The organism is Amycolatopsis nigrescens CSC17Ta-90 (genome assembly GCF_000384315.1).
In the GTDB taxonomy this organism is placed as follows: Bacteria; Actinomycetota; Actinomycetes; order Mycobacteriales; family Pseudonocardiaceae; genus Amycolatopsis; species Amycolatopsis nigrescens.
On record NZ_ARVW01000001.1, the window covers coordinates 465900 to 481952 of the forward strand.

General features: G+C 71.1%; 13 protein-coding genes. 7 read left to right on the forward strand and 6 right to left on the reverse strand.

What is annotated here, in order from left to right; all coding sequences use genetic code 11:
- The first annotated feature begins 181 nt into the window (after positions 1–181).
- A complete protein-coding gene (locus AMYNI_RS0102175; RefSeq protein WP_020666324.1) occupies positions 182–1114 on the forward strand; it encodes an alpha/beta hydrolase in 933 nt (310 codons plus the stop codon).
- Here AMYNI_RS0102175 and AMYNI_RS0102180 read toward each other — a convergent pair.
- The 6 genes from AMYNI_RS0102180 to AMYNI_RS0102205 all read right to left on the reverse strand — a co-directional run bounded on the left by AMYNI_RS0102180 (position 1111) and on the right by AMYNI_RS0102205 (position 6626).
- The gene (locus tag AMYNI_RS0102180; protein WP_020666325.1) at positions 1111–1491 is read right to left on the reverse strand and encodes a hypothetical protein; all 381 of its coding nucleotides are present in this window, start codon (positions 1489–1491) and stop codon (positions 1111–1113) included. The two genes, AMYNI_RS0102175 and AMYNI_RS0102180, sit on opposite strands and share 4 nt — an antisense overlap.
- A 50-nt stretch (positions 1492–1541) precedes the next feature.
- Positions 1542–2837 (reverse strand): ATP-dependent Clp protease ATP-binding subunit ClpX, encoded by a 1296-nt coding sequence (gene clpX, locus AMYNI_RS0102185; RefSeq protein WP_020666326.1) that lies wholly within the window; start codon positions 2835–2837, stop codon positions 1542–1544.
- Positions 2838–3065: 228 nt separating this feature from the next.
- Positions 3066–3698 carry an ATP-dependent Clp protease proteolytic subunit gene (locus AMYNI_RS0102190; protein WP_020666327.1) on the reverse strand — a complete coding sequence of 211 codons (633 nt, stop codon included), beginning with the start codon at positions 3696–3698 and terminating at the stop codon, positions 3066–3068.
- Positions 3699–3718: 20 nt separating this feature from the next.
- Positions 3719–4324, reverse strand: coding sequence for a ClpP family protease (locus tag AMYNI_RS0102195; protein WP_026359960.1), 606 nt, complete (start codon positions 4322–4324; stop codon positions 3719–3721).
- A gap of 140 nt (positions 4325–4464) precedes the next feature.
- Positions 4465–5874: a trigger factor gene (tig, locus tag AMYNI_RS0102200; protein WP_020666329.1), complete on the reverse strand. Its 1410-nt coding sequence runs from the start codon at positions 5872–5874 to the stop codon at positions 4465–4467.
- Between the two features lie 155 nt (positions 5875–6029).
- Positions 6030–6626 carry a TetR/AcrR family transcriptional regulator gene (locus tag AMYNI_RS0102205; RefSeq protein WP_026359961.1) on the reverse strand — a complete coding sequence of 199 codons (597 nt, stop codon included), beginning with the start codon at positions 6624–6626 and terminating at the stop codon, positions 6030–6032.
- A 110-nt stretch (positions 6627–6736) separates the two neighbouring features.
- Between AMYNI_RS0102205 and AMYNI_RS0102210 the strand changes: the two genes are divergently transcribed.
- The 6 genes from AMYNI_RS0102210 (at position 6737) to AMYNI_RS0102235 (ending at position 15934) form a co-directional block, all read left to right on the forward strand.
- Complete coding sequence (locus tag AMYNI_RS0102210) at positions 6737–8539, forward strand: fatty acid desaturase (RefSeq protein WP_020666331.1); 1803 nt, start codon at positions 6737–6739, stop codon at positions 8537–8539.
- Between the two features lie 72 nt (positions 8540–8611).
- Positions 8612–10072: a sensor histidine kinase gene (locus AMYNI_RS43330; protein ID WP_040405441.1), complete on the forward strand. Its 1461-nt coding sequence runs from the start codon at positions 8612–8614 to the stop codon at positions 10070–10072.
- Between the two features lie 22 nt (positions 10073–10094).
- Complete coding sequence (locus AMYNI_RS0102220; RefSeq protein ID WP_026359962.1) at positions 10095–11906, forward strand: glycosyltransferase family 39 protein; 1812 nt, start codon at positions 10095–10097, stop codon at positions 11904–11906.
- Positions 11907–11944: 38 nt separating this feature from the next.
- On the forward strand, positions 11945–13213 hold the full coding sequence (locus AMYNI_RS0102225; protein WP_020666334.1) for a bifunctional glycosyltransferase family 2/GtrA family protein: 1269 nt from the start codon (positions 11945–11947) through the stop codon (positions 13211–13213).
- Positions 13210–15072, forward strand: coding sequence for an ArnT family glycosyltransferase (locus tag AMYNI_RS0102230; RefSeq protein WP_020666335.1), 1863 nt, complete (start codon positions 13210–13212; stop codon positions 15070–15072). Before AMYNI_RS0102225 ends, AMYNI_RS0102230 begins: the two co-directional genes overlap by 4 nt.
- 112 nt (positions 15073–15184) lie before the next feature.
- On the forward strand, positions 15185–15934 hold the full coding sequence (locus tag AMYNI_RS0102235) for a PP2C family protein-serine/threonine phosphatase (protein WP_020666336.1): 750 nt from the start codon (positions 15185–15187) through the stop codon (positions 15932–15934).
- The last annotated feature ends 119 nt before the right edge of the window (positions 15935–16053 follow it).

Below are 16053 nucleotides of genomic sequence, written 5' to 3' on the forward strand. Positions count from 1 at the left end.
CGCTGGCAAGTGCCGCACTGGCCGACTGAGCGCACCCGTCGGGTGACGAACCGTCACCGCCTCCCACCTCGCGAAACGCCGGCGGCCCCGGCCGCGATGAGAAGTTCGAAAGCCAGTGGAACCGGGGAACGCGGCGAACGCTCGCGCCGTCCGACCGGGGGCCGATGGGGACGGAGGACGGGTGCGAGAAGACGGCGATCCGCCGGTCACGGAGCGTGCCAAGCGGCGGCGGCCGAGCCGACGCTCGGTGCTGATCGCGGGCACCTCCGGACTGGGCATCGCCGCCTTCGCGGCGGGCACCGCCACCGGCACCCTGCCGTTCACCCCTGCCATCCAGCGAGCGCTGGGCGTGGCCTCCTCCTCGCCCGCCACCGAGCTCGGCGTGACCAGGGTCGAACGGGTCTATTCCGCAGCCAGGGGCCGTGAGGTCGACCTGGTCACCGTGCTGCCGACCAGGTCTGCGGGCAGCAACCTGCCGATGTCCCTGCTGTTGCACGGCCTGCACGGCAACGCCCGCAAGGCCTCGCCGACCGGGCTGCTCAGGCAGCTCAGCAGCGACGTGGCCAGGCGCGCCGTGCCGCCGTTCGGCTTCGTCGCGGTCGACGGCGGCGACCACTACTGGCACCAGAACACCGACGGCGACAACCCGATGGCCATGCTGCTGGAGGAGGTCCCGGTCTGGCTGCGGCAGCGCGGCCTCGCCGGGCCCGACGGCCTGCCGTTCGCCTGCACCGGCATGTCGATGGGCGGGTTCGGCGCGCTGCTCTACGGCCGCCGCCGCGCCGAACGCCGGCAGCCGCTGAAGGCGATGGCCCTGCTCGCACCGGCGCTGATCACCTCCTGGCCGGAGATGGCCAAGCGCAAAGCCTTCCGCGACGCCGCCGACTGGGCCTCGCTGGACCCGCTGCGCAACCTGGACGCCACCCGCGGTGTGCCGACCGGGGTGTGGTGCGGTACCGAGGACTCGTTCATCGGCGGGGTGCGCAAGTTCATCACCGAGGCGCGGCCCGTGGTCGCGCACACCGCCCGCGGCAAGCACGGCGACGCGTTCAACCGCACCGTCGTGCCCAGCGTGGTCGGGTTCCTCGGCAAGCAGCTGCCGAAGACGCCCTAGTCGAGGATCCGGGCGGCCACCGAGACCAGCCAGAAGCCGACGACCGTGGTGCCGAGGAAGACCGCGGACCAGCCGAGCAGCGCGCGGTGGTCCTGCGTGCCGCGGATCCGCCAGAGCGCGTAGCCCGCCGCGCCGAACAGCGGCAACGGAATCAGCGGCAGCGCGGAGAGCCTGGTGACCACCGCGATCAGGCAGGTGGCCACCAGCACGCCGAGCGTGATGACCAGCGCCCGGTGCAGCCGGGGGTGGCCGAGGTAGGTCTTCGTGACGATCAGCCGCGCGAGATCACCGATCCCGCGCACCTCGTCCCGGCCGGCACCGGGCTCGTTCCCCGCCCGGTGCCCGCCGCCGGAACCGTTCAGCGGCATGACCGTCATCCCGCCGCCCGGCCGGCGCTCCTGGCCGTTCTAGAAGATCTCAAACCGGCTCAAGCCGACTTCTCGCCGCGCTCGCTGCGCTGGCGGCGCGACGGCTGCCTGGACACGATCGTGGGATTCACGTTGTCCCGGACCGTCTGCTCGGTGATCACGACTTTGGCCACGTCGTCGCGGCTCGGGATGTCGTACATCACCGGCTGGAGCACTTCCTCCATGATGGCGCGCAGACCACGGGCACCGGTTCCGCGCAGCACCGCCTGGTCGGCGATGGCCTCCAGCGCGGCCTTGGTGAACTCCAGCTCCACGTTGTCCATCTCGAAGAGCTTCTTGTACTGCTTGATCAGCGCGTTCCGCGGCGTGCTGAGGATCTGCACCAGGGACTTCTTGTCCAGGTTCGTCACGCTCGCCACCACCGGCAGACGACCGATGAACTCCGGGATCAACCCGAACTTGATCAGGTCCTCCGGCATGGTGCTGGAGAAGATGTCGCTGCTCTCGATCTCGGCCTTGGTGCGGATCTCCGCGCCGAAACCGAGGCCGCGCTTGCCGACCCGCTCGTTGATGATCCGCTCCAGCCCGGCAAACGCGCCGGCCACGATGAACAGCACGTTCGTCGTGTCGATCTGGATGAACTCCTGGTGCGGGTGCTTGCGCCCGCCCTGCGGCGGGACCGAGGCGGTGGTGCCCTCGAGGATCTTCAGCAGCGCCTGCTGCACGCCTTCGCCGGAGACGTCCCTGGTGATGGACGGGTTCTCCGACTTGCGGGCGATCTTGTCGACCTCGTCGATGTAGATGATGCCGGTCTCGGCGCGCTTGACGTCGTAGTCGGCGGCCTGGATCAGCTTCAGCAGGATGTTCTCCACATCCTCGCCCACGTAGCCCGCCTCGGTCAGCGCGGTCGCGTCCGCGATGGCGAACGGCACGTTGAGCAGCTTGGCCAGCGTCTGCGCGAGGTAGGTCTTGCCGCAGCCGGTCGGCCCGAGCATCAGGATGTTGGACTTGCTGACCTCGACCGGCTCGTCCTTGGAGTCCTTCGGCCCGCTCTTGTCGTCGGCCTGGATGCGCTTGTAGTGGTTGTACACCGCGACGGCCAGGGTGCGCTTGGCATCTTCCTGGCCGATGATGTACTGCTCGAGGAACTCGTGGATCTCCGAGGGTTTCGGCAGCTCGTCGAGCTTGACGTCACCGGCTTCGGCGAGTTCTTCCTCGATGATCTCGTTGCACAGGTCGATGCACTCATCGCAGATGTACACGCCGGGGCCGGCGATGAGCTTCTTCACCTGCTTTTGGCTCTTCCCGCAGAAGGAACACTTCAGCAGGTCCCCACCGTCGCCGATCCGTGCCATGACCGTTGACCTGTCCCCTCCGGTGCCTCGGCTGACGCACCTGATGTGTGTACCTGCCCTCGGCGGACCCCGGTGCCGGAATCCGCGTGAGTTGCCACTGACGGTACCCGCCCGACGCTCCTGACGGGAGGACCATCAGGTTTCGGGCACGCCCGAGCGACCTTAGACCAGGAGACCGGTGCGTGTCTGGAGGATGACCCTCCGACACGCACCGGCCTGCCCGGCGATTCAGTTGTCGATCGCCGACGCCTTGCGGTACGGCAGCACCTCGTCGATGATGCCGTACTCCTTGGCCTGCTCCGACGTGAGAATCTTGTCGCGTTCGATGTCCGCGCGCACCTCTTCAACAGGCTTGTTCGTGTGATGCGCCAGCGTCGTCTCCATCAGGCGCCGCACCCGCTGGATCTCGTTGGCCTGGATCTCCAGGTCCGAGACCTGCCCGTAGGTGCCCTCGGTGGCGGGCTGGTGGATCAGCACCCGCGAGTTCGGCAGCGCGAGACGCTTGCCCGGGGTGCCGGCGGCCAGCAGCACGGCCGCGGCGGAGGCGGCCTGCCCGATGCACATCGTGACGATGTCCGGGCGCACGTACTGCATGGTGTCGTAGATCGCCATCAGCGAGGTGAACGAGCCACCGGGCGAGTTGATGTAGATGGTGATGTCGCGGTCCGGGTCCTCGTGCTCGAGGTGCAGCAGCTGGACCATCACGTCGTTCGCCGACGCGTCGTCCACCTGTACGCCGAGCATGATCTGGCGCTCCTCGTACAGCTTGTTGTACGGGTTGGACTCCTTGATCCCGTAGCTGGTGCGCTCGACGTACGAGGGCAGCACGTACCGGGACTGCGGAATGTGCAGGTCGCTCATTGAAATCTCCTCTTGCCCGGTCAGCTGGCCGAGTTCCGGCGGGTGTCACCCGACAGGACGTGGTCGACGAAGCCGTACTCCTTGGCCTCTTCCGCGGTGAACCACCGGTCGCGGTCGCCGTCGGCGATGATCTGCTCGACGGTCTGCCCGGTCTGCTCCGCCGTGATCTTGGCCAGCTCGATCTTCCACTTGTTGAACAGGTCGGCCTGGATCGCGATGTCGGAGGCGGTACCGCTGATGCCGGAAGACGGCTGGTGCATCAGGATCCGCGCGTGCGGCAGCGAGTAGCGCTTGCCGGGAGCACCGGAGGACAGCAAGAACTGCCCCATCGAGGCGGCCATCCCCATGGCGTAGGTCGCCACGTCCGCCTTGATCAGCTGCATCGTGTCGTAGATGGCGAAGCCCGATGGCACCGAGCCGCCCGGCGAGTTGATGTAGAAGGTGATGTCGGATTCGGAGTCATCCGCGTCCAGCAGCAACAGCTGCGCGGTGATCCGGTTCGCCACCTCGTCGTTGACCTCGGATCCGAGCACGACGATGCGCTCCTGGAGCAGCCTCTCGAATACCGAGTCGGTCAGGTTGAGCCCCGCGCTGCTGGACCGCGCCTCGGGCATGTGCTGCGTCACGTCTGCCTGCCTTTTCGCCGCTGTGGGTCCGGTCCCCCGCGACCCACTGTGGACTTCGTTCAGATGCTTGATCTTGCAATCGACCCTAACGAACTTGGGCGGTGTCCAATGCCCGACACCGCCCAAGTTCGCTCAGAGCGTCACTGATCGGAGGACGCGCCAGACTTGGCCGTGACCTCGGTCTCAGGGGTCTCAGCCGGCTCGGCTGTCTCCTCTGCCGCTTCGGTTTCGTCCTTGCCGAACAGCTCTTCGAGATCGATGGCCGCGCCGGAGGCGTCGGTCACGGTCGCCCGGCGGACCACCGTCGCCAGCGCCTTGCCGCGGCGCACGTCCGCGTAGATGGCGCTGAGCTGACCGGACTGCTGGGCCCGCTGGAGGTACTCCTCGGGGCTGACGCCGAAGCGCTGCGCCTGGTAGACGATCCGCTCGGTGAGCTCGCCGTCGTCCACGCTGGTCTCCTCGGCGTCGGCGATGGTGTCCAGCAGCAGCTGGGTGCGCACCGCCTTCTCCGACTCCTCGCGGACCTCGGTGTTGAACTCGTCGAGGGTCTTGCCCTCGGCCTCGAGCGACTTGGCGAAGGCATCCTCGTCGTGGTCGAACGGGTGCACCGCGTCGTGCCTGCGGTTCTCCACCTCGCCCTCGACGACCTTCTCCGGCAGCGGCACCTCGGTGGTCTCCAGCAGCGAGTCCAGGATCTTGTCCCTGGCCTGCACGCCCTGCTGCATCTTCTTCACCCGGCCGAGCCGCTCGCGGAGGTCAGCCTTCAGCTCGTCCAGCGTGTCGAACTCGCTGGCCAGCTGGGCGAACTCGTCGTCGGCCTCGGGCAGCTCGCGCTGCTTGATGGACTGGACGGTGACCGACACCTCGGCGTCGCGGCCGGCGTGCTCGCCGGCCACCAGCTTGGTGGTGAAGGTCTTCGTCTCCTCCGCGTTGGCGCCGATGATCGCGTCGTCGATGCCGTCCACGAGCTGGCCGGAGCCGATCTCGTAGGACAGGCCCTCGGTGGCGGCCTCCTCGACGGCCTCGCCGTCCACCGTGGCCGAGAGGTCGATCGACACGAAGTCGCCGTTCTCCGCCGGGCGGTCCACGCCGGTGAGGGTGCCGAACCGGGCGCGCAGCTCGTCGAGCTGCTCGTCGACCTCGGCGTCGGTCAGCTCCACGTCGTCCACGCTGACCGCGAGCTCGGTGAAGTCGGGCAGGGTGATGTCCGGGCGGACGTCGACCTCGGCGGTGAACTCGAGCACCTCGCGGTCCTCCAGCTTGGTCACCTCGATGTCGGGCTGGCCGAGGGCGCGTACCTCGCCCGTGCGCAGCGCCTCCATGTACTTGGCGGGGATGACCTCGTTGACGACCTCATCGAGCACCGGCGCGCGGCCGATCCGGCTTTCCAGGACGCGAGCGGGCGCCTTGCCGGGACGGAACCCCGGAATGCGCACCTGCTGGGCGATCTTGCGGTAGGCGCGGTCGAAGTTCGGTTTGAGTTCGTCGAACGGCACCTCGACATTGATCTTGACTCGCGTCGGGCTGAGCTGCTCGACGGTGCTCTTCAACGTTTTCTCCTCGAGCCGTGACTGTGTAGGTTGGTTTGAACGGTCCCAATGCCCAGGTCAAGGAATGAACCGGGTCGCCCGAGTCTAGGCCAGTGACTCGCCAGCTCGGGCGGGGGTGCCAATCGGGCCTCAATCGGGCTCAGATCGGGCGCAGATCAGCCCCGGAGTACCCGCTCGATGACCCAGTGGAGCTGGTCGACGACCTGGTGCACGGGCCCGCTCGGCTGCACCAGATGGCTCAGCAGCAGGCGCACCACGGTCTCCACCGCGACCTCCCACTCTGGCCCGCTCAGCGGTGCGTCCCGGTACCTGGCCATGAACATCGGCGTGACGGTCTCCACCGACCTCGCCAGCACCGCGCCGGAGTCCGTGGTCAGCAGCGGCAGCAGGCTGTCGGTCTCGCCGAACGGCCCCGCGAGCACGGTCTTGAGCAGCGGGTTGTCCATCGCGGACTCCAGGGTGAACCGGGCCGCCGCGGTGACTCCGGCGACCGGCTCGGCGTGTTCCGCGATCACCTCGGCCACCCCGGCGGCGAACCGGTCGGTCTCGCGCAGCATCAGCGCCTCGGCCATGGCCGGCTTACCGCCCAGCTCCTTGTAGACGGTCTGCCTGCTCACCCCGACCCGGACCGCGACCTTGCCCATGGTGACCGCCGCCCAGCCCTGGGCGCAGGTGAGCTCGGCGGCCGCGTCCAGCAGTTGTTCGCGCAGCAGAGAGCGCACTGTCCTGGCGAAATTGGGGGCGGGATCCACAGCGGCAGTTTACAACTACCGGTCACCTGTGGTTCAGATTTACAACTTGGCTTACCTTGTCTAGCGTTGTCAGTTCTTCAGTCTTCTGCTGTCGCGCGAGGAGCCTCTCCATGTCCGTCATCGAGGTCTCCACCGCGGCGCCCCAGGAGCCGGTACCGCCGGAGCGCACCCAGGGTGTGCCGGACCCCGGGATCCCGCTGCCCCGCGTGTCCGGGCCGACCCTGCTGCTGTTCACCGGCGGGCTGCTGGTGTGGTCGTCGGCGACCTGGCTGGCGCTCGCCGGCGGCGCCCCGCTGTGGCTGACCGTGGCGCTGCACGCGCTGGTCACCTTCACCATGTTCACCGTGCTGCACGAAGCTGCCCATCACGCGGCCGGGAAGCTGACCCCGGTCAACGAGATCCTGGGCAGGCTGGCCATGCCGTTCGTGGCCGCCTTCGGCTCGTTCCCGCTGATGCGCCACAGCCACGGCGAGCACCACCGCAACACCAACGAACCGGCCTTCGACCCGGCCGCATGGGCCGCGCACGGACCGTGGTGGCAGCTGCCGCTGCGTTGGCTCACCGCCGACCTCTGGTACGTCCGCTTCTACCTGCGCCACGGCCGCGAACGGCCGGTGGGCGAACAGCTCGAAACGGTGGCCGTGGCGGTACTGGCCGTCGGCGGGTTCGCCGCGCTGGTCACCACCGGCCACGGCTGGGAACTGCTGGTGGTCTACCTGATCCCGCAGCGGATCGGGGTAGCCGTGCTGGCCTGGTGGTTCGAATGGCTGCCGCACCACGGGCTGCCGGACACCCGGCGGCGCAACCGGTTCGGCGCGGCCAGGATCAGGGTCGGCCTGGACTGGCTGCTCGGCCCGCTGATGCTGTTCCAGAACTACCACCTGGTGCACCACCTGCATCCGTCCGTGCCGTTCTACCGGTACCGGCAGGTGTGGCGGCTGAACCGGGCGGCCTACCTCGCCCGACGGGTGCCGGTCACCACGCCGTTGGGCCGGGCGCTGACCACGGCCGAGTACCTGGCGCTGCGCCCCACCAAGGACACCGACGGCACCGACAGCACTTCTGCGGTTCCGGCGGCCGAGCCCGTCCCCGGTCCGCCGCCGGAGTTCCATCAGCTGCGGATCGCGGAGTTGCGCGAACTCACCGCCGACACCGTCTTGGTCAGCTTCGCGGTACCCGCCGACTTGCGGGACATCTTCCGCTTCCAGCCGGGCCAGCACCTCACCGTTCAGTCCATTGTGGACGGCAAGGAGGTGTACCGGTGCTACTCGATCTGCACGATGGCGGGCTGGACCCGGCCGCAGATCGCGGTCAAGCGCCGGGACGGCGGGCTGCTCACCAGCAGGCTTCAGCACGAGCTGCGCCCCGGCGACACGCTGCGGGTGCGGCCGCCGGCAGGCCGGTTCGTACTGGCCGCCGACCCCGGACGCACCCGGCACTACGCGGCATTGGCCGCGGGCAGCGGGATCGCGCCGATCATCTCCATGGTGTCCCACGCGCTGCACACCGAGCGGCACAGCCGGTGCACCCTGCTCTACCTCAACCGCAGCGGCGCGAGCACGCTGTTCGCCGCCGAGCTCAGCGAGCTGGCAAGGCGGTTCGAGGGCAGGCTGCAGATCGAGCACCACCGCACCGACGAGCGCGACCCCGACCTGCACCCGGTACGCACCAGGCCGCTGGACACGGTGGCCGAGGCGCTGGCCATCTCGCACGAGCAGTACCGGCGCGGCAGGCTGGACACCCGGCGCGTGCGGACGCTGCTGACCGGCAGGCTGCATCCGGTGAAGGTGGACGCCTGGTACCTGTGCGGCTCACAGCCGCTGGTAGACGCGGTGCGCCGGGAACTGGCCGAGCACGACGTACCGGAGGAGTCCGTGCACTTCGAGTTCTTCGCCCAAGACCGAACGCACTGAGCGCACTGAGCGCACAGCCGGCGCACAGCACAGCCACATCCCGCTCCTACCAACCGGCCGCACGCTGGGGCGATGAGCTGGGTGCCGGCCCGAAGACCGCTGCGGACCAGGCTGATCGCATCCGCGGTCGCCCTGCTCGCCGTGCTCTGCGCGCTCATCGTGGTGCTCAGCGAGTTCGCGCTGTCCACCTTCCTGCACCGGCAGTTGGACGCGCAGCTGGCGGAGGCGAGCGACCGGGCCTGGGCCTTCGCCGAAGGACCACCGCCGGTTCCCGGGGCGGGGCCCGATCCGCTGAACGCGCCGGGTCAGGCGGCAGGCACGCTCAACGCCCGGTTCGCCGTGGGCACGGTGCCCGACGCCGCGACGCTGTCCGACACCGGGCAGCGCGCCCCGTTGAGCGCGGCGGATCTGGACCTGCTCCGCGGGCTGCCCGCGGACGCCCGCCCGCACACGGCGACCCTGGACTCGGCTGGCGCGTACCGGCTGACCGCGGTGCGGACCAGCGCCGGGGTGGTGGTCACCGGGCTGCCGCTGGCGCCGCTCCGGGAAACGCTGCGGACCGCGGGTCTCGTGCTCGGCGGGGTCGGCGCGGCCGCCGTGCTCGGTGCCGGGGTGGCCGTCGCCTTCGCGGTGCGGCGCACGCTGCGCCCGCTGGACCGGGTGGCGGCCACCGCGGCACTGGTCACCGAGCTGCCGCTGGACCGCGGCGAGGTCGCGCTCGCGGTACGGGTGCCCAGGGCCGACACCGACCCGGGGACCGAGATCGGGCAGGTCGGCGCGGCGCTCAACCGGATGCTGAGCCATGTCGGCACCGCGCTGGAAGCACGGCACGCCGGCGAGCTGCGCACGCGGCGGTTCGTCGCGGACGCCAGCCACGAGTTGCGCACCCCGCTGGCCGCGATCCGCGGTTACGCCGAGCTCGCCCGGCTCGGCGAGCACCGGCTGCCGCCGCGGGTCGCGCACGCGGTGGGCCGGGTGGAGTCCGAGGCGGACCGGATGGCCGAACTGGTCGACGGGCTGCTGCTGCTGGCCAGGCTGGACATCGGCAGGCCGCTCGACACGGCCGAAGTCGATCTGTGCGTGCTGGCCGCGGACGCGGTCGCCGACGCGCACATCTCCGGTCCGGGGCACCGCTGGCTGATCGACCTGCCGCCGCGGCCGGTGCACGTGCCCGGTGACGCGCAGCGGCTGCACCAGGTGCTGGCCAACCTGCTGTCCAACGGCCGCACGCACACCCCGCCGGGCACCACCGTGCGCACCTCGCTCGGCCACTCCGCCGACGGCAGCGCCGTGCTCACCGTCACCGACGACGGTCCCGGCATTCCGGCCGCGCTGCTGCCCTCGGTGTTCGAGCGGTTCGCCGGTACCGGCAGCACCGGCACTACCGGTCTCGGTCTTGCCATCGCGGACGCGATCGTGCGGGCCCACCACGGCCGGATCGAGGTGCACAGCCGCCCCGGCCGCACCGAGTTCGAGGTCCGCCTGCCCGCCGCCCCACAGGAAGGGCACAGGGAAGGCACAAGGGCGGCCTAGGTGCGGTGGCGAAAGTGGCCCGATGACCGTACGACGATGGGCCGTGGCCGGCCTGCTGCTGGGGACCGCGCTGCTCTACCTCTGGGGACTGGGGGCGTCCGGCTGGGCGAACGCCTACTACTCGGCCGCCGCGCAGGCCGGCGCGGCGAGCTGGAAGGCGTGGGTGTTCGGCGCCACCGACGCGGCGAACGGGATCACGGTGGACAAGACGCCGGCCGCGCTCTGGCTGCCCGGGCTTTCCGTGCGGCTGTTCGGGCTCGGCTCGTGGAGCGTGCTGGTGCCGCAGGCGCTGATGGGCGTCGGCTCGGTCGCGCTGCTGTACGCCACCGTGCGCCGCACGTCGGGGCACACCGCCGGGCTGCTGGCCGGTGCGGTGCTCGCGCTGACCCCGGTGGCCGCGTTGATGTTCCGGTTCAACAACCCGGACGCGCTGCTCGTGCTGCTGCTCGTCGCGGCGGCCTACTGCGTGGTGCGCGCACTGGAGAAGGCCAGCCCGCGCTGGCTCGCGCTGGCCGGGATCGCGGTGGGTTTCGGCTTTCTGGCGAAGATGCTGCAGGCGTTCCTGGTGTTGCCCGCCTTCGCGCTGGTCTATCTGGTGGCCGCTCCCACCGGCATGGGCAAACGGGTGCTGCATCTGCTGGGCGCGGCGGTGGCGGTGGTGTTCTCCGCCGGCTGGTACCTCGCGCTGGTGGAGCTGTGGCCCGCCATGGACCGCCCGTACATCGGCGGCTCGCAGCGGAACAGCCTGCTCGAACTGGCACTGGGTTACAACGGGCTCGGCCGGATCACCGGGGACGAGGTGGGCAGCGTCGGCGGCGGGATGGGCCGCGGCTGGGGACAGACCGGCTGGAGCAGGCTGCTCGGCGGTGAGATGGCCGGCGGGATCGCCTGGCTGCTGCCGGCCGCGGTGCTCGCGACCGCAGCCGGGCTGTGGTTCACCCGCCGGGCCCCGCGCACCGATCCGGCACGCGCCGCGCTGTTGCTCTGGGGTGGCTGGCTGCTGGTGACCGCGGTGGTCTTCAGTTACATGAGCGGCATCATCCACCCGTACTACACGGTCGCGCTGGCCCCCGCGGTCGCCGCGTTGACCGGGATCGGCGGGGTGGCCCTGTGGCGCCGCCGCGAGGACCCGGCCGCGGCGGGCACGCTCGCCGCCGGGGTCGCGCTGACCGCGCTCACCTCGTACCTGGTGCTGGCCGGGCAACCGGACTGGCTGCCGTGGCTGGCGCCGGCGCTGCTGTTCGCCGGGCTGGCCGCGGCCGCGCTGGTACTGGTCGCGGGCCGCCTGCCCACCGCCGCCCGGCGCTCGGTGGCCGTGCTGACGCTGGCCGCCGTGCTGGCGGGCACGGGCGCGTACGCGGTGGCCACAGCGGCGACGCCGCACACCGGGGCGATTCCGTCCGCGGGTCCCGCTACCGGGCGCGCGCCCGGCGGAGGCGGGCAGGGACGCGCCGGTGGCGGGCTGCTGGGCGCCGCCGAGACCGACCCTTCGCTGGCCGCGCTGCTGGCCGCCGACGCGGAGAACTACGTCTGGGCGGTGGCGACCGTCGGGTCCAACAACGCGGCCGGCTACCAGCTCGCGATCGACGCGCCGGTGCTCGCGGTGGGTGGCTTCAACGGCACCGACCCGTCGCCGACGCTGGCCCAGTTCCAGCAGTACGTCCAAAGTGGACTGATTCACTTCTTCGCCGGCGACGGCATGTCGATGCGCGGCGAAACGGGCAGCGATGAGGCACAGCGGATCGCGGACTGGGTCGCCGCCACCTTCCCCGCCAACACGGTCGGCGGCGTCACCGTCTACGACCTGAGCTACACAGGTGGCGCACAGCCATGACACACCGACGGCAAAGGCCGCACCGCGACGGTGGCGTCATGACAGTCACGCTGCCTTCCCAGAAGACCGGGCCGGTCGACACCACCGGCACCGGCCCGGTGCTCGACGTGGTCATCCCGGTCTACAACGAAGAAGCCGACCTCGAACCGTGCGTCCGCCGGCTGCACGAGCACCTGACGGCCGGTTTCCCCTACCGCTTCCGGATCACCGTCGCGGACAACGCCAGCACGGACGGCACGCTGCGAGTCGCCGAGCGGCTGGCCCGCGAGTTCGCCGAGGTTTCCGTGCACCACCTGCCCGAAAAGGGCCGGGGGCGGGCGCTGCACGCGGTGTGGTCGGCCTCGGACGCGGCCGTGCTGGCCTACATGGACGTGGACCTGTCCACCGACCTCGCCGCGCTCTCGCCACTGGTGGCCCCGCTGCTGTCCGGGCATTCCGACCTGGCCATCGGCAGCAGGCTGGCCAGGGGCGCGCGGGTGGTCCGCGGCCCCAAGCGCGAGCTGATCTCCCGCTGCTACAACCTGCTGCTGCGCGGCACGCTGGCCGCCGGGTTCTCCGACGCGCAGTGCGGGTTCAAGGCGATCCGGGCGGACGTGGCGCGCCGGCTGCTGCCGCACGTCCGGGATGTCGGCTGGTTCTTCGACACCGAGCTGCTGGTGCTCGCCCAGCGCGCCGGGCTGCGGATCCACGAGGTGCCGGTGGACTGGGTGGACGACCCGGACTCGCGGGTGGATCTGCTGGCCACCGCGCTGGCCGATCTGAAGGGCATCGTCCGGCTGACCCGCGCGATGACGAACGGCACCGTGCCGCTTGGCGAGCTGCGTGCCCAACTCGGCAGGCGGCCGATCGGGGTGCTGGCCCCCGGCGTGCCCACCAGCCTGCCCAAGCAATTGGTCCGCTTCGCCGCGATCGGGGTGGCCAGCACGCTGGCCTACCTGGTGCTGTTCCTGGCCCTGCGCACCGGAATGGGCGCACAGCCGGCGAACCTGGTCGCGCTGGCGGTGACCGCGGTGGCCAACACCGCGGCGAACCGCCGGCTCACCTTCGGCATCCGCGGCGCGAAGGGTGCGGGCCGGCACCAGTTCGAAGGGCTGATCGTGTTCGGCCTCGGGCTGGCACTAACCAGCGGCTCGCTGGCCCTGCTGCACGGCCTGACCGCGCCGGGGCCCGTGCTCGAACTGTCCGTGCTGGTGCTGGCCAACCTGACCGCCACCGTGCTGCGGTTCCTGCTGCTGCGCGGCTGGGTCTTCCACCCACGCCGCCAAACCACCCAGAACACCACCGATACCCGGGAGAACCACCGATGACCAGCGTGCTCAGCACGGCGCCGCCGACCCCGATGCCGGCCACCGGAACACCCGCCAGGCCGGACCGGCCGCGCTGGCAACGTCCGGCGGTGGCCGTGCTGCTGGCCGGCACCGCGGTGCTGTACCTGTGGAACCTGACCGCTTCCGGCTACGGCAACTCCTTCTACGCGGCTGCCGTGCAGGCCGGTTCGCAGAGCTGGAAGGCGTGGCTGTTCGGCTCGCTGGACGCGGGAAACGTGCTCACCGTGGACAAACCGCCCGCCGCCCTGTGGGTGGCCGGGTTGTTCGCCAGGATCTTCGGTTTCTCCAGTTGGACCGTGCTGGCCCCGCAGGCGCTGATGGGGGTGGCCTCGGTCGGGCTGCTGTACGCGACGGTGCGCCGGAGTTCCGGCCCGGTGCCAGGGCTGCTCGCCGGTGCCGCGCTGGCACTGACCCCGGTGGCCGCGCTGATGTTCCGGTTCAACAACCCGGACGCGCTGCTGGTGCTGCTGCTCGTCGCGGCGGCCTATTTCGTGGTGCGGGCGCTGGAAAAGGCGAGTCCGCGCTGGCTGGCGCTGGCCGGGGTGGCGATCGGTCTCGGCTTCCTGACCAAGATGATGCAGGCGTTCCTGGTGCTGCCCGCCTTCGCGCTGGTGTACCTGGTGGCCGCTCCCACCGGTCTCGGCAAACGGGTGCTGCACCTGCTTGGCGCCGGGCTGGCGGTGGTGGTCTCGGCGGGCTGGTACATCGCGCTGGTCGAGCTCTGGCCCGCCGCGGACCGGCCCTACATCGGCGGTTCCACCGACAACAGCCTGCTGGAACTGGCGCTGGGCTACAACGGGCTCGGCCGGATCTTCGGCCGCGGTGAAGGCGGACCGGGCGGCGGCGGACCCGGCGGTGACGGCGGCGGCGCGGGCAATGTCGCGTTCGGTGGCGAAACCGGGATCGGCAGGCTGTTCGGCGCGAGCATGGGCATCGAGATCTCCTGGCTGCTGCCGGCCGCGCTGCTCGGCCTGGTGGCCGGGCTCTGGTTCACCCGCCGCGCCCCGCGCACCGACCGCACCAGGGCCGCGCTGCTGCTGTGGGGTGGCTGGCTGCTGGTGACCGGGCTGGTGTTCAGCTTCATGGGCGGGATCACGCACCCCTACTACGCGGTGGCGCTGGCCCCCGCGATCGCCGCGCTGATCGGCATCGCGGGCCGGGAACTGTGGCAGGGCAGGCACAACAGGCTGGCCCGTGCCGCGCTCGCGGCGATGGTTGCGGCCACCGCGGTCTGGGGGTTCATCCTGCTGGACCGGACTCCGGACTGGCTGCCCGCGCTGCGCTGGGCGCTGGTCGCGCTCGGCCTGGTGGTGGCCACCGCGCTCGCGGTCGGGCTGCCCTCGTTCCGGAAGCTGACCGCGGTGCTGGCGGCGGCCGCGGTGCTGACCGCCGGGGTGGCCACCGCCGCCTACACGGTGGACACCGCGTCCAGGACCCATCGGGGGTCGATCCCCATCTCGGGCCCGGGTGACTCCGCGATGGGTGGCGGCATGGGTATGGAGCGGGACCAGGCCGATCCCGAACTGGCCGCGCTGCTGGCGCGGACCAGCGGCACCTGGGCGGCGGCGACCACCGGCGCCCAGTCCGCGGCGAGCCTGGCACTGGCCAGCGGCAAGGCGGTGATCGGCATCGGCGGCTGGAGCGGCGGCGACCCGGCACCCACCCTGGAGCAGTTCCAGCGGTACGTGGCCGACGGGCAGGTGCGGTACTTCGTCACCGGCGGCCAGGGCGGGCCCGGTGGCCGCGAGGGCACCGGCACCACGATCACCGAGTGGGTGGCGGCCAACTTCACCGCGACCACCGTCGGCGAGCAGACCGTCTACGACCTGTCCTCGTGAGTGAAAAGTGTTGCCAGGGCAACACTTTTCACTCACGACGGGTTTAAGGGAAACACAGGCTGTACTCAGGGAAGGCGGGGATCGTGGAGGGTGAGCGGGCAAGGAGGGCGCCATGATCCCCGGCTTCGGAGCAGAACGGCCGCGCTGGCACACGGCGAGCGCACAGGGCCCCCGGGCGGTCAACGCGGACGCGGTCGGCGCCTTCGCCGACCCGGCCACGCACCGGGTGGTGTTCGCGCTGGCCGACGGGGTCGGGGACGACGCGGGCGCGGCCCGCGCCGCGCGGGTGGCCGCTTCGGCCGCCGCCCGCACCCCGGCCGAGGCCGGCCCGGTGGCCGCGGTGCTCGCCGCGCGGCGCGCCGTGCTCGCCGACCCCGGCGCGAGCGACTGCGTCCTGGTGGTGGCCATGCCCTTCGGCAACACCGGCGGCAGCGGCTACCGGATCGCCTGGGTCGGGGACGCCCGCGCGTACCGCTGGGACGACCGCGATCCCGCGCCGCCGCGGCAGCTCACCACCGACCACACGCTGGCGCAGTACTTCCGCGCCCGGCATCAGGCGACCACCCCGCGGATGGAGCACATGGTGCTCACCAGCGTGCGCACCGCCGGCGACCGGGAGATCGGCACCACCGAGCTCCGCGGCGACGCCGGGCTGCTGCTCACCAGCGACGGGGTGCACAAGACGCTCGCCCCGGCGGCCATCGGCGAAATCCTGACCCAACCGGGCCGGGCCGCGGCCGCTCTGGTGGAAACCGCGATCACGTTGGGTGGCACGGACAACGCCACCGCGATCGTGGTGGCAGCCCACCGGCGTCCGGCTGACGCGACCACCGAAGCATTCGTCTCCACCCCTGCGGGCTGAAGGCCTGAACCTCCCGGCAGCTGGGACGGCCATCGGGTTCCTTGACCACCGCGGCGGCGCTGCTGCACTGTGACGACCAGCGACAGCCGCCCGAAGTCGTACGGCCACCCCGAATTCTC

Bases quoted from the DNA above. Each gene is read 5' to 3' on its own strand.
- clpX (WP_020666326.1), bottom strand. From the start codon at position 2,837: ATGGCACGGATCGGCGACGGTGGGGACCTGCTGAAGTGTTCCTTCTGC.
- AMYNI_RS0102230 (WP_020666335.1), top strand. From the start codon at position 13,210: ATGACCAGCGTGCTCAGCACGGCGCCGCCGACCCCGATGCCGGCCACC.
- AMYNI_RS0102220 (WP_026359962.1), top strand. From the start codon at position 10,095: ATGACCGTACGACGATGGGCCGTGGCCGGCCTGCTGCTGGGGACCGCG.
- AMYNI_RS0102210 (WP_020666331.1), top strand. From the start codon at position 6,737: ATGTCCGTCATCGAGGTCTCCACCGCGGCGCCCCAGGAGCCGGTACCG.
- AMYNI_RS43330 (WP_040405441.1), top strand. From the start codon at position 8,612: ATGAGCTGGGTGCCGGCCCGAAGACCGCTGCGGACCAGGCTGATCGCA.
- AMYNI_RS0102180 (WP_020666325.1), bottom strand. From the start codon at position 1,491: ATGACGGTCATGCCGCTGAACGGTTCCGGCGGCGGGCACCGGGCGGGG.
- AMYNI_RS0102225 (WP_020666334.1), top strand. From the start codon at position 11,945: ATGACAGTCACGCTGCCTTCCCAGAAGACCGGGCCGGTCGACACCACC.
- AMYNI_RS0102190 (WP_020666327.1), bottom strand. From the start codon at position 3,698: ATGAGCGACCTGCACATTCCGCAGTCCCGGTACGTGCTGCCCTCGTAC.
- AMYNI_RS0102235 (WP_020666336.1), top strand. From the start codon at position 15,185: ATGATCCCCGGCTTCGGAGCAGAACGGCCGCGCTGGCACACGGCGAGC.